This window comes from Myxococcales bacterium, from assembly GCA_016720545.1.
In the GTDB taxonomy this organism is placed as follows: domain Bacteria; phylum Myxococcota_A; class Polyangia; order Polyangiales; family Polyangiaceae; genus JAAFHV01.
Genome location: JADKKK010000002.1, coordinates 43,169 through 56,792, shown reverse-complemented (window position 1 = coordinate 56,792; position 13,624 = coordinate 43,169). Strand labels below are relative to the sequence as shown.

At 73.0% G+C, this 13,624-nt stretch carries 10 protein-coding genes; 2 read left to right on the top strand and 8 right to left on the bottom strand.

Annotated features, from left to right (window positions below; genetic code table 11):
• The first annotated feature begins 70 nt into the window (after nt 1-70).
• Both IPQ09_04265 and IPQ09_04260 read left to right on the top strand, forming a co-directional pair.
• The gene (locus IPQ09_04265; protein ID MBL0193434.1) at nt 71-1,366 is read left to right on the top strand and encodes a beta-ketoacyl-[acyl-carrier-protein] synthase family protein; all 1,296 of its coding nucleotides are present in this window, start codon (nt 71-73) and stop codon (nt 1,364-1,366) included.
• Nucleotides 1,366-2,580, top strand: coding sequence for a hypothetical protein (locus tag IPQ09_04260; GenBank protein MBL0193433.1), 1,215 nt, complete (start codon nt 1,366-1,368; stop codon nt 2,578-2,580). Before IPQ09_04265 ends, IPQ09_04260 begins: the two co-directional genes overlap by 1 nt.
• A 75-nt stretch (nt 2,581-2,655) precedes the next feature.
• On the opposite strand, the gene IPQ09_04255 is transcribed toward IPQ09_04260, so the two are convergent.
• From IPQ09_04255 to IPQ09_04220, 8 genes are all read right to left on the bottom strand, one after another.
• Entirely contained in the window at nt 2,656-3,525 is an 870-nt protein-coding gene (locus tag IPQ09_04255) for a hypothetical protein (GenBank protein MBL0193432.1), read from the bottom strand.
• Nucleotides 3,522-4,163 (bottom strand): ribosome biogenesis GTP-binding protein YsxC, encoded by a 642-nt coding sequence (gene ysxC / locus IPQ09_04250; GenBank protein MBL0193431.1) that lies wholly within the window; start codon nt 4,161-4,163, stop codon nt 3,522-3,524. The genes IPQ09_04255 and ysxC overlap by 4 nt, the downstream gene beginning before the upstream one ends.
• Nucleotides 4,164-4,316: 153 nt before the next feature.
• The gene (murJ, locus tag IPQ09_04245) at nt 4,317-6,176 is read right to left on the bottom strand and encodes a murein biosynthesis integral membrane protein MurJ (GenBank protein ID MBL0193430.1); all 1,860 of its coding nucleotides are present in this window, start codon (nt 6,174-6,176) and stop codon (nt 4,317-4,319) included.
• Nucleotides 6,173-6,529, bottom strand: a complete 357-nt coding sequence (locus IPQ09_04240; GenBank protein ID MBL0193429.1) for a DUF971 domain-containing protein — start codon at nt 6,527-6,529, stop codon at nt 6,173-6,175. Before IPQ09_04240 ends, murJ begins: the two co-directional genes overlap by 4 nt.
• Before the next feature lie 160 nt (nt 6,530-6,689).
• A complete protein-coding gene (locus IPQ09_04235) occupies nt 6,690-7,748 on the bottom strand; it encodes a carbohydrate kinase (protein ID MBL0193428.1) in 1,059 nt (352 codons plus the stop codon).
• Between the two features lie 359 nt (nt 7,749-8,107).
• On the bottom strand, nt 8,108-8,680 hold the full coding sequence (locus IPQ09_04230; protein ID MBL0193427.1) for a hypothetical protein: 573 nt from the start codon (nt 8,678-8,680) through the stop codon (nt 8,108-8,110).
• A gap of 173 nt (nt 8,681-8,853) precedes the next feature.
• Nucleotides 8,854-11,892 (bottom strand): hypothetical protein, encoded by a 3,039-nt coding sequence (locus IPQ09_04225; GenBank protein ID MBL0193426.1) that lies wholly within the window; start codon nt 11,890-11,892, stop codon nt 8,854-8,856.
• 21 nt (nt 11,893-11,913) lie between these two features.
• Nucleotides 11,914-13,521 (bottom strand): hypothetical protein, encoded by a 1,608-nt coding sequence (locus IPQ09_04220; GenBank protein MBL0193425.1) that lies wholly within the window; start codon nt 13,519-13,521, stop codon nt 11,914-11,916.
• Nucleotides 13,522-13,624 lie beyond the last annotated feature (103 nt).

Genomic DNA, 13,624 nt, shown 5'->3' with positions numbered 1-13,624 from the left:
CCCGCCGTCCTCCAAGGACCGGAACGCCGCCCAACGCAAGCCGCGTGAGTTGGGGTAGAGAGGTGTCGCCATGAGCGCCGACGACCCCACCCGAAGCCCGCCTCCCACGGCCGCGCCGGCGCGCGTGCTGGTCACCGGCCTCGGGGTCGTGAGCTCGATCGGCCTCGGGCGTCGCGCGTTCTTCGAGGCGCTCGCGGAGGGTAAGAGCGGCATCTCGCGCGTCGAGTCGTTCGACACCACGCGCATCGGCCGCGACTACGGCGGCGAAGTGAAGGCCTTCCACGCCCGCGACCACCTCACCGCGGCGGAGACCCGGCGGATGGGGCGCTGCTCGGCGATGGCCCTCGCCGCGGCGCGCATGGCGGTGGAGGACGCGCGCATTCGCCCGAGCCACCTCGGCGGTCCGCGCACCTCGGTCGTGCTCGGCACGACGATGGGCGAGGCGGACGTGCTCGGCGACATCGACCGCGCTTGGATCGCGCGCGGCGTCTCGGCCGTACGGCGCGCGCACCTGCCCAAATACGGCTCCACGCTGCTTCCCATCCACCTCGCCCGCGCGTTCGGCACCGAGGGCGCCGTCATCGCGCTGCCCGCGGCGTGCGCGGCCGGCAACTACGCGATCGGCTTCGGCGCGGATCTCATCCGCCAGGGCCGCGCCGACGTCGTGCTCGCAGGCGCCACCGAGATCCTCCAGGAGCTGCAGTACTCGGGCTTCGCGCGGCTCGCGGCGATGGCGCACCAGCGCTGCCAGCCGTTCGACCTGAACCGCCAGGGTCTCATCGTGGGCGAGGGCGCGGCGGTGCTCGTCCTCGAGAGCGAGGCCCACGCGGTGCGGCGGGGCGCCACGGCGTGCGCGGAGGTGGGCGGCTACGGACTCACCTGCGACGGCTACCACATCACTCGGCCGCACCCGGAGGCGGTCGGCAGCATCGAGGCCATGCGGCAGGCGATCACTCGCTCCGGCATCACCCCCGACGCCGTCGACTTCGTGAACGCCCACGGCACCGGCACGCGGGCCAACGACGCCGCGGAGGCGAAGGTGATGCGCGAGGTCTTCGGCGGGCGACGGGTACCCATCAGCAGCATGAAGAGCCTCATCGGACACTGCATGGGCGCGGCGAGCGCCATCGAGGCCGTCGGGTGCGTGTTCACCCTGGAGAACGGCCTCTTCCCCCCGACGGCGGGCTACGAGACCCCGGACCCCGAGTGCGATCTGGACGTCGTCGCGAACGCGGCGCGCACGGCGCCAGGCGGTGTGGCGAGCGTCGTGCTGAACAACTCGCTCGCGTTCGGTGGCTACAACGCCGTGGCGTGCTTCGCGCGACCCGGGGTGCTGCCCGAGCCGCCCACCCGGGAGGTGCTGTGATGCTCCCTCGCGCGGTCACCGGGGTGGGCATCACCTCCACCGTCGGCGTGGGTTGGTCGGCCTTCGTGGAGGCGATGCGCTCGGCGCAGCCGCTCACCGGCGCCGGTCCACGCGCGCTCACGACGATCGATCCCACGAAGTACCCAGGCGCGCGCGCGTTCGAGGTGCCCGACTTCGACGCCGCCCGCACCCTGGGCCCGAAGGGCCTTCGCACGCTCGATCGCCTCACCAAGCTCGCCGTCGTGGCAGCGCGCCTCGGGCTGGCCGAGGCGGCCCTGAAGCGCGACAACGCCTTCATCGCCCTCTCGGCCGAGCGCGTGGGCGTCGTGTGCTCGAACGCCTACGGGAGCCTCGAGGCCATCACCGAGCTGAACCGCGTCGCGAAGCTGGAGGACCCCCGCTACATCAACCCCGCCGTGTTCCCGAACACCGTGGCCAACTCGGCCAGCGGCTACGTGAGCATCTGGGAGGATCTGCGCGCGCTGAACGTGGCCATCTCGGACGGCAACTGCGGCGCGCTCGACGCGGTCGCCTGCGCCGACATCCACCTCGCCCAGGGGCGCGCCGACGCGATCCTGGTCGGCGGCGCCGAGGCGATGCACGAGGCGCTGTTCCTCGCGTTCTCGCTGCTCGGCACGCTCGATCACCCCGAACACGTGCGGCAGGTCGGGCACCAGGTCGGGCACCTGTCGCTCGGCGAAGGCGCGGCCTTCCTCGTGGTGGAGCCGCAGCGAATCGCGCACGCCCGGGGTGCGCGCGTGCTCGGGGAGATCGTCGGCTACGGCACGTCCTTCGAGGCGCCCGAGGAGGGGTCGACCCTCATCGGCCCCTCGGGCGACGCGCTCGGTCGCGCCGTGCTGAATGCGCTCGGCGACGCGAAGCTCGATCCCTCCGATGTCGACGTCGTGTGCGCGAGCCTGTCCGGCCTGCACCGCGCCGACGAAGCGGAGCGCGTGGCCCTCGAGCGCGTCTTCGGCGGCGGCAGCGGCGGCGGCGGCGGCGTGTGCATCGCGGCCCCCAAGCTCGTGCTCGGCGAGACCCTCGGCGCCGGCGGGGCGTTCGGCATGGCCGCCGCGCTCGCGTGGTTCGCCGGCGCGCGACCTGCGACCGTCGTGTCCGGACACGCGCCCGACGAGATCGACACGGTGGTGGTCACGTCGCTCGGCTTCTACGGGAACGCCTCGGCCGTGGTGCTCCGACGACCGCCGGCGTGAAGCGCTGAGACGGTGGCGCGTCGAGGGGCGGAGCTCGAGAAGAGGTCCGCGCGCGTGCCGTAGGCGCCACGCGGGCTAACGTTTCGCGCGAGGCTTCTCGGTCTTCGTGGGAACGGGAGCGGGAGCGGGAGCCGGCGCGGGACGCCCCGCGCCGTCGCACGCGAAGGCCCCGCCGCCCTGGAAGAAGCGGAGCGCGGTCTCGACGTCGGGGGTGGACAGCGTGGTCGCCCCGCTCCGCGCGCAGCGGACGAGCGGCAGGCCGGCGCCGCTGAGGCGTTTGTCAAGGCGATTGATCTTTTCACCCTCGGGCCCCTCGAGGAGCAAGACGGAAGGGCGCTCGGACGCGGCGGGTGGGCTCGGGGTCGGCTCGCCGGGCTCGGCCGGCGCATCGCCCGCGCCGACGAGGGCGAAGGCCTTGGCCTTGAACGCACCGCTCTGGGCGAGCCGGGCCGCGAACGTCGCGCCCTCGCCGGACGCCAGCACGAACCGCGGGTGCGCGGCGCCCTCGAGCAGCTCGTTCACCTGCCAGAGCGTGTGGTCCCAGTCCCCGAGGACGGCGCGGATCTCGCCAGGATCGCCGCCGTGGGGCCAGCAGAACTCGTCCTCACGGCCCGCCTTCAGCGCGCACAGCGCCCGGCGACCACGTGGCAAGACCACCGCGTAGCCACGCGCGACCACCCCGTGCGCGGCCGCCCACTCGGCGGCGTCACCGCGGCCCTCCATGTGCCCGTGCAGGTACACGACGATGCCGGTGTGAGGCCCGTGCGTGGGGGGGAGCGCGAAGCAGACGTCGCCATGCCCGACCTCGAAGCCCTCGGGGCACCAGTGCTCCATGGCCGCCTCGACCGGCGGCTTCGGGCACGCCGTGAGCGCGAAGACTGCGCAGATCGCGACGACGGCGGCCGACGCGGCCACCGTGACCGACGCAGCGCGCCGGGGCGTCACCCCGCCACCGCCCTTCGGATGCGCTCCCACATTTGCTCGCGACCAAGCAGCGTCTCCGCGCTCGTGCCGAGCACCTCGAGCCCGCTCTCCTTCCGCAGGGCGGCGAGCGCCGGCTTCTGCGCGGAGCCCGAGAGCTTGTCGACCTTGGTGGCGCACACGACGACCGACACGGGCATGGTGCGCTGCGCGCGGGGCGGCGACGCGAGAAACTCGAGCAGATCCCGCTCTTCCTGCTCGACGCCGCGCCGCACGTCGACGAGCACGAACACCGCGCGCAGCGTGGGACGCTCGAGGAGGTAGCCCTCGAGCATGGCGCCCCAGCCCTTGAACTCGCTCTTCGAGCGCTTCGCGTAGCCGTACCCCGGGAGGTCGACGAGGTGCACGGCGAGGCCGTCGGCGAGCTTCGCGCTGAAGACGTTGAGCTGCCGCGTGCAGCCCGGCGTGTTGCTCGTTCGCACCAGGTTTCGGCGGCCCATCAGGGCGTTCATGAGCGACGACTTGCCCACGTTCGAGCGGCCGGCGAAGGCGATCTCGGGCGCGACGGGCGCGGGCAGCCCCTCGACGTTCGTCGCCCCGGCCGCGAACTCGGCGGCGACCACGCGCGTCTCTTGGGGGCTCGGCTTCATGGGCGCGTTCATGTCGACACCTCGCCTGCGGCTCGGGGTCGCCATAGGCCTTCGTTCGCCCCTACGGGGCTCACTTCCAGGTTCATGCGCGGGTTCTAGAGCACGCGGCCACCATTTCAAAGGTCGCTGATGGGATCACGCCCTCCGGGCTCCGCGCGGACGAAGTCAAGCGGCCCTGGCGCCTCGCGCGAGCCGCCGCCGCACACCCGCGGTGAGCCCCTCGAGCTCGGCGGAGCGGAGGCCGTACGCCGCGAGCACGTAGAGCCCCGCGAACACGACCGCGCCGCCAAGCCCGGGCAGCAGCCGCGCCACGGTCCCCTCGCCCGCCACGCCGGCCACGAGCTCGGCGGCGTGCGCCCCGCCGACCCCGGCGACGATCGCGGCGAGGAGGCTCTTCCCAGCCGACCGCGCGATGTCGCCGAGCCGCGTGTCGGCGAGCTTGCGCCGAAGAAACACGAGCAAGAGCGCCATCTGCACGAAGCTCGAGCCGGCGACGGCCACGCTCACGCCGACGTGCCCGAGCGGCCCCCGCAGCGCGAGCGCGAGCGCGATGAACGCGAGCAGGTCGAGCGCGCTCACGACCACCGGGGTGCGGGTGTCCCCGAGCGCGTAGTACACTGGGACGATCTGTCTCACCGCGGCCACGGTCCACACCGCCCCGCCCTGCCAGAGCAGCGCGCGCGCCGTCTCGTGCGAGGCCTCCTGCTGGAAGTGCCCGCGCTGAAACAGCAGCACGATGAGGGGCTCGGCGAGGGCCATCAGGGCCACGCTCGAGGGGATCGCCACGAACAGCGAGAGCTTCATTCCGTGCGCGTAGGTCTTCTCGAGCTCGGCCATCTCGCCGCGCGCCGCGAACCCCGCGAGCGAGGGGAGCGACGCGGTGGAGAGCGCGAGCACGAAGATGCCCTGGGGGAAGTCGCACAGGCGGCTCGCCCACATGAAGTAGCTCTGCGCGCCCGGCCCGAGCTCGGACAGGAAGCGCGTCGAGAGGATCATGTCGATGTAGTATACACCGAGTCCGAAGGCCATGGGGCCCATGCGCCGGAGCATGTCGCGCACGGCCGGGTCGTTGAAATCTATCTGCGGGAGGCCGGCGTAGCCGAGCTTGCGCAGCGACGGCCACTGGGCGGCCACCTGGAGCACCCCGCCCAGCAAGGCGCCCGCCACGATGGCCTGCGCGGCGTCGACCCCCAGCGACAGGAAGACCGCCGGCAGCACGAACGCCGCGATCAGGAACGCCACGTTGAGCAGCGCCGGCGCGAACGCGGCGACCGCGAAGCGCTTGTTGGCGTTGAGCGCGGCCATGCCGAGGGCCGCCGAGCCCATGAAGAAGATGTACGGGAACACCGAACGGGTGAGCGACACGGTGCGCTCGAACTGCCCAGGCTGAGCGTGGTAGCCGCCCGCGAAGAGCTCGGTGAGCGGCTCGGCGAGCAGCATGCCGAGCACGGTGACGACCGCAAGCGCCAGAAGCGAGACACCGCGCGCCTTCGCGAAGAAGTCCCTCGCGGGCTCCTCGCCCTCCGTCTCGAGCTTCTTCGCGAGCACAGGGACCACGGCGCTCGACACCGCCCCCTCGCCGAGCAGCTGGCGGAGCGCGTTCGGGATGCGGAAGGCGGTGAAGAACGCGTCGGTCTCGGCGCGCGTGAACATCGCGGCGAGCGCGACGTCGCGCGCGAGCCCGAGGAGGCGCGAGGCGAGCGTGCCCGCCCCCACGATGGCCGCGCGCCGCGCGAGCTTGCCGCGCTCGGCGTCGCCCCGCGCGACGACATCGGACGCCTGCTGCGCCGGATCGGAGACCTCCGCAGGTGGAGCGTCGGGCGGGGCCTCGAGCGGGGTCTCGAGCGCGGGAGCCTCGACGGACGGCTCCTCGGCAGGCGGTGTGCCCGCCTCGCCCTCCGGCGGGCTCGGGGCGACGCCCGCCTCGCCCGCCTCGCCCGGCGCGTCGACCGCAGCTGTCGCGTCAGCCGGCTCGGCCGCCGGCTGCGCGGCGAGCGCCTCGTCGGGCGCGGGGGTCTCGCTCACAGGCGAGGCATCTCCTCGCCCACCGCCGCCTCGCCTTGCGGCCTACACTCCGCGCACTGACACAGGGCGCGCAGGTACGTGTACGAGTAGAGGCCGCTCGCGTGACCGTCGAACCAGCGCAAGCAGAGCGCGTAGTTTCCGACGGGATCGAGCCCCTCGAGCTCGAGCTGCAGGTCGGAGGGGGGCAGGAACGCGATCGTGCCGGAGTGCCCCTGGCAGCCCGCGCACGGGCAGAATCCGCGCAGCACGCGGTGCGGGTAGACGCCCTTGTGGCCGTCGGCCCAGTCGATCTCGGTCGTTCGACCGCCTCGCGGGGAGCGAATGGCGCGCGCCTTCGTGCGTGGATCTCTCATGGGGTTCTCGTCCTCGGGGCGCTCGATGAGCTCACGCTCGTCACGCTCGTCACGCTCGTCACGCTCGTCACGCTCGTCACGCTCGTCACGCTCGTCAGGCTCGTCGCGCTCTGGCGCGACGGCCCCAAATGGCCCACTTCGCTCCGCCGGGTCAAGCGCGTCAAGTCCCGTCGCGGCGCGCGGCCTGCGTGGCCCCACCCTCGCGCCGGCGCGACAGCCTCGCGAGGGCGCGGTGGCACGCGGACAAGGCGACCACCCCGGTGACGGCGCCGGGCCGCGAGATCGCCTTCCGACCGAGCCTGTGCCCGAGGGCGAGCGCCTCGCGCCACACGGCAGCGTCAGCGAAGCCCGGCGCGCCCGGGAGCGCCCTGGCCGCCACGAGCGCGGCCATCACCCCCGCGATGAACGCGTCCCCCGCGCCGGTCGCGTCGACGCAGGGCGCGTGGGCCACGGGCGGAGGCACGGAGACCTCGCCGACCGCCCCGACCACGCTGGCTGGCCCGCCCGCGCGCGTGAACACCGTCGTCGCGCGAGGCGCGCGCTCGCGAAGCCACGCTGCGCCGTACGCGATGCGCCTCGACCGCGACTTCGATGGGGCTCCGCTGGCGAGCGCCACGAGGTCCCCCTCCGACGCCTTGATGAGCGCGGCCCGCCCAACGAGCGCGCCTACGCGTTCGCGCATCTCCTCGTGATCGTTCCACATGTGGGCGCGAACGTTGAGGTCGACCACGAGCGCGCCGCCCGCTCGCTCGAGCGCACGCGCGAACGCGGAGGTCGCGCCTCGGAGCCTCGGGGTCATCAGCGTGCTCGTGCCCACGAGGCCGAGCGCGGCGCGCCCCATCGCCGGCGTCACGTCGCGCGCGCCCACCGACACGTCGGCCGTGCCCTGGCGGTAGAAGAGGAAGCTCGGCTCGCCCGCCGCGTCGCGACGCACGAACGCGAGCCCCGTTCGCTGGGGCAGCTTCACCATGTGGCCAACGTCGACGCCCTCGGCCGCGAGCGCGGCGCACAGCTCTTCGCCAAAGCGATCGCGCCCCACCCCCCCTACGAGGCGCACGCGCACCCCAAGGCGCGCGAGCACGGTCGCCACGTTCGCAGGGGCGCCGCCGATGACCCGCACGAGCCGCGCCCCGAGAGGTGGCGGATCGAGATCGAAGATGTCCCAGAGGACCTCACCGAAGCAGACGATCGCGGCCGGGAGCATGCGAGACGGTGGCATGTGGGCGGGCGCGACACAAGCGCGCGGCCCGGCTTACGGGCTCAAGGTCACCGTCGCCCCCGCGCGGCTCAGGGGCGGGGCGAGCCCCCCCCACGCGGCCGCGCGCCGACGGCGCAGACCGAGGACGAGCCCAGCCGCGTGCGAGAGCCCCGTGGCCGCGCCGGACCTTGCTCGGCGTAGGGGCCGTCGAGCCGCCGGCCGCGCCGCCGTTCGGCGCCTGGGTGATGAGCGAGGATTTTCGCCGAGTTGCGAGCCGTGCGAGGCGCGACGACGAGTCCTACTGCTGCTAGGCGAGGAGGAGCACGAAGTACGGCGACGTAAATCGGCGAAAAGCCGGCCGAATCAAGCGGTTCGGCGCTCTAGGGCGAGCAGTCAGTCCACTGCACGAGGCGGGGCACACCGGGCGGGCACGCGGCGGTCGCTGGGGTCGCGTACCAGCCCTCGCTCCGCGACCCAATGGCCTCGCAGGTGACCGCCGCGGCCGCGCACTGTGCGAAGCAGACAAGCTTACCACTCGGTTCGTACCAGCCCTCGCTCTTCGTGCCGATGGCGTTACACGTGGGGGGCGTCCCGCGCGGCAGACAGCACTCGAGGCCCGCTCCGCCGCAGGAGTAGGCTGTGCCCCCGACGAGGCCCGTCGCGCAGGTGCCCGCGTCCTCCGCGACGCAGCTCCCCCCCGCCGCCCTACAGGCGTTGGGCGGCCCCGTGTCGGCGGGCGAGCCGGCGTCGATCGGCGAGCTGGAGTCGATAGGACCTGCGTCCGTTGTGGCGTCGAAGGCTCCTCCGTCGGCGAGGACCGCCGCGGCGTCCATCCCGCCGTCCGGTTGCCCGGCGTTCCCCCCGTCTTCGCTTGCAGCGACCTCGCCCTTGCAACCTGCCGCGAGCCCTAGAGCGGCCAAGAGGAGTGCCCAGTGGGAAAGCGAGCTGCGCATCCTGCGATGGTGCGAGCCGTTTGGGCGAGTGCCATGACTTTTGGCAGATCGCGCCCCGCATGCCGTCGGGCCCACGGCGCGGGGGGCTCGTCGGTGCGTCCCCTCCTCGGACTCCTCAGACTCGCAAGATTCGTCGAGCCCATGGCGTTCGCGCTCCACGCTCTGCTCCTCCGCTACTTGAGCGGGAGGGTCTCCCACGGGCACGCCGAGGTGGCCTGGCACTTGTCGAGGGACAGCTCTCGCCCGCTCGTCTGCATGTATCTCCCCATGATGTTGAGGAGATACGTACCGAGGTCGAAAGGCTTCGTGGGATCGGGGCTCGCGAAGCCGTGCTTGCCCTTGGGGCTCAGCATCGGGAAGAGGACGCCGCTGAAGCCGCCGTCGGCGCCCTTGCGGACGAGCCGGAGGGGCGGCGCGAGGCGCGGCACGTCGAAGCCGTCGGGCGCGGGGACGATCGACGCGAGGTTCTCCACGTCCATCAGAACGGGGTTGCCCTTGCTGTCGCGGTGGCGACCGAGGCGGTAGGTCCCTTCGACCGTGCCCGTGTCGATGAGCACCTGGTTCTGCGGCTTGCCGTAGCGCGGATCGTCGCGGTCGTACTCCACGAAGCCCGCGGCGCGGGCCATGGCCACGCCGCCCGCGATGGCCACCCCCGGATCGCCCACCGAGGGCGCCATGAGCACGCGGGTCTCCACGGTGGCGCCCGTGCCGTACGTCATCGTGCGGGTGCCGTCCCAGTAGGGCGCCCAGTTCATGGGGTCGGCCGCGTCGAGCGCGATCTGCGAGAGGCCGAGGAAGCGGCGGAGATCGGGCGTGGCGCGGCGCTGCCCGAAGCCATCCGTGGGCGCCACGAGGGGCGAGCCCGCGGCGAAGAGCTTGTCGCCGATCGCGACCTCGTAGCCGAACGTCGTGACCTTGACGTACGGCGCCTCGGCCGGGACCACACACCCGTCACGCGGGCGCGGCGCGGCCGGCCCGCGGTAGACCGAGAGCTCTAGCGGATCGCCCTCGTCCATCGCGATGGCGACGCGGAACGTGCCGCTCGGCTGAACCGGAGCGCAGCGGTGCTCGCCGGTCTTGCCGTTGCGGAGGACCACCGTGTCCTTCGGGGCGAGCGCGGGAAGGTCGTGGAGCTTCACCGGGATGTCCTGCGTCTGGCCCAGGTTGACGCGGGCCATGAGCGCGCCCTTCTCGGCGTAGAAGATGGGCCCGAGCGCGCGGAGCACCATCGCGTTCCGGATGTTGCGCAGGGTGGAGCGCGTGCCGATCTCGCTCAACATGCCGCCCGGGACGATCGAGACCGCGTCGTCGACCTCGGGCTCCAACCCGGCGAACACGCCGCCCGTGATGCCGCCGAGCGAGCCGCCGATCACGTGCAGCGGCGCCGCGCCGCCGACGTCGACCACGCCGTCGCCGTCGAAGTCGCCCGCGAGCCCCGGCGCGCCGCGGCCGGCGGGGTCGAAGGCCCACCGTGCCTTGCCGTCGAAGCCGCGGAGGGTGCGCACGACCTGCATCGCGTCGACGATGGTCTGACGGACCATGTCGCGCGTGTGGAAGACGTACGCGGTCCAGAAGTCGTCGCCGGAGTCCACGTTGCCGTCGCCCGTCAGGTCGGCGGCGCGACCGAGGATGAGCGACTCCCCGAGACCGGCGAGGCGGGCCTTCTTGAAGAAGCCTCGCACGAGGCCGAGCTGCACGCTCGTCACGCCGACGCCGTGGCTGGGTCCGTCGAGGCCGAGGGTGGCGATGCCGTAGCTCGCGAGCAGCCCCGCGAACGGCAGCGCGTCGAACTTGCTGCCGCTATGGCCGTGGATGAAGATCGCGACGGGGACCGGCCCCGAGCGCTTCTTCGGCACGAACAGCCAATAGGGCACCTCCTCGGAGCGCGGCGGGGCGTCTAGATTCCACACCTGCTTGTAGAGCGGGAGCGCCTTGCCCGCGGCGTCGCTCCGCGGGAAGAACTGCGGCGACTTGATCGCGCCCGCCACCACGTAGTCCACCGTCTTCATCGTCGCCTCGAAGACGGCGGCCTCTTCCTTCGACGAGCCCGTCAGCGCGAACAGATCGAGCGCGAGCGGGATGAAGTCGCTCATCGGCGCGAGCTTCGGCATGGTCACGCCGGGGCCCGGGTCGTGCACGTCGTCGAGGCGCGACGGCGTCGCGGGGAAATCGGTGGCGAGCTTCGCGAGCGGGCCCACTCCGTAGAGGCCGTCGCGCACGAGGCGGTAGTCGTTCGAGATGCTCTGGGTGGTGAAGGTCCACGCGAACGCGACGTCGGGCAGCGCGAGGCCGTGGCGGCCGAGGCACTCGGGCAGCGGCGCGAGGGCCGGTCCTTGTTCGACGTGATGGACGCCCCCGAACGGCGAGCGCACGCTCTCCCCCGCGGGCGAGACGAGGCGCTTCGTGAGCACCGCGGCGTAGGTGGTGGCCTCGCGCATGGGCATCACGGGCTTCATGATGAGCGTGTTCGTCTCGCGCTCGTAGAAGTCGAGCACCTGAGAGCCCGGGTGCATGGGGCGCCCGTCGCGCGTGTTGGGGTGGTCGAGCACGCCGTCGCCGTCGGTGTCCTCGCCGGGGTCGAGCACGCCGTTGGCGTTCGTGTCTTCCTCGGTCTCGTCGAACACGAGGGTCTGGAGGCCCGCGCGAGGATCCGACTCGAACACGTTGGTCTCGTGGAGCACCTGCGGGTAGTTGCCCTGGCCGAGGTCGAGCGGCACCGCTTGGCAGAAGCCGGGCGAGCCCCGCGTCACGTCGAGCACGAGCACGGCGTCGTCGCGGGTGTCGAAGCGATCGCCGTGGTGCCGCTTGATGATCACCTCGGGATCGATAGGCGCCGTGAAGCTCACCGCGAGCGGCGCGAGGGTCCCCCAGCCGGAGAGCTTGTTCAGCTCGGCGCGCGTCGCCTGCTCCCACGCCGTGGGCCCGGCGAGCACGCTGGCGTTGAGCCTCCGCCGCGTGGGCGAGGTCTCGTCGTAGCGGGTGGCGAAGTCGTTCGGGAGAGGTATCTCCGCAAAAGGTTTATTGAAAACGTCGAAGCGAACGACGGGGCCCGTGCCGGTGGCGGGCTCCCCCATGAAGGTGGGCGCCTCGGAGAAGCACCCTCCAGCGCCGGCGCCGGCGCCGACGGCGAGCGGAACGAGGAGGCCTGGGACCAGGCGCGGTGCGAGCGGTGCGAGGCGTCGCGCGAGCCGGCGGAGGAACATCGGGGGCATCAGGGGCTCTCCTTGCACATGTCAAAACCGCCAACGAAGCATGCCACGCGCACCCCCGACGGCACCCATGCGGGCGCCGGCGACCGACGTGAAGGCCGCGCCGGGGAAGAGCGCGCCGCCCTCGACCCCGAGGGTGAGCTCTTGGCCGTAGAAGAGCGCGCGGTAGCGGACCCCGAGGTCGACCTCGGTGCCGAGCGCTCGGGCGGCGGGACCGCCGAGCGTGGCGCGCGGCGCGCCGCCCGTGATGCGCGTGTTGAAGGGATCGGTGCTGGGCACGTTCGCCATCGCGAACAGGGGGCCGCCATAGACCTCGAGCCCCGCGGCGGGCCGCACCCGGAGCCGCGGGAAGAGCGCGACGGTGTTCATCGCAGAGCCGCGGGTGGCCAGCCGCTCGACGTCCTGGGCGGTCCCCACGAGCTGGGGATCGCCGGCCAACGCCGAGGCCCGCGCGGTCTGCGAGGCGACGACGTGGCGGAAAAGGAGCAGGCCGTAGCCGAAGTTCGGATCGACCTGGAACCCGTTCTGCTTCCCGTCGTAGGAGTTCTGATCGCCCGAGGCGTAGAGGAAATCGAGGACCGAGCCGAAGGCCCCCGCGTCGACGGAGGCGCGCGCCGCGCCGCCTAGCTGGAGGACGTCGTGCACGGGGTGCTCGGCGGTGGCGCCGAGGTCGGTCTTGCCGGTGATCAGGGCCCACTCGGTCTCGAGCCCCAGCGTCGCGCCGGGCACCTGCGCGGTGATCTTCGCGGTGAGGTCGGCGACGGTGACGTCGGTCGCCCTGCCCGCCACGTTCTCCTGGTGGCGCCGAACGACGTAGGCGCCCCCGGAGGCGGGCTTCCCCACGCCCACCAAGAGGGCACCGAAGACCTGCCGCGCCGAGTCGCCCTCGAGCATCAGATCGTCGCCGAGCGCCTTGTCGACGCCGGCCGCCGCCACGATCCCGATGTCGCTCAGCGGTCCGGTGATGAGCTGCGCGCGGAGCACGCGATCGCCGCGGCGGGGATCGACGAAGACCGCGCTGCCGGGCTCCCAGCCGTGGGCGCCATCGTTGGCCAAGAGGCCCATGCCGAAGTGGCTGGTCTGGGCGCCCACGTCGATGTGCAGTTGGGGGCCCAGCGAGGCCCGGACGTGGAGCTTGCGGAGCTGGAGGGTGAGGCCTTCGGTGCCGAGCGCGCCCGGCGCCGCCACGCGCGGCTCGGCGGCGGCGGTGCCGGTGAGCACGTCGACCTCGGTCTCCGCGAGCAGCGCGAACGGCGCCCAGTCGAGGCCGCTGAAGAACTTGGCCCCAGCGCGCACCTCGGGGCTGGCGCTCGCGCGGGCGCCGAGCGAGTCGCCGAAGCGATCGAGCGGGAAGCCGGAGACCCCCTCGACGCGGCCCGCGAGGGAGAGCGGCAGCTCGAGGTGCATGCACTTTGCACCGAACGAGGCGCGCGCGTACGGCGCGTACGCCGTGGCGTCGCCGGCGAGGCGCGCCGCGGTGGGTGGGCCGCCGAGCGCGGCCGCGGGCTGCACCCCGGGCTCGAGCCGCGCGCAGACGTGGGGATCGGCCGACGCGGGGCGCGGGAGCGTGAGCCCGCAGGCGAAGCAGGCGGAGAAGAGGGTCTGCGCCACTGCGCGACGGGGGCGGATCACAGCGCTACCGTAGTCGACCCGGCTGCGCGGTGACGATCGGAAACCGCGAGCGCGGTGCGTGGGAGGCTCGGCCCACGGGAGCCGACGCGGGGATGGGCCCGTC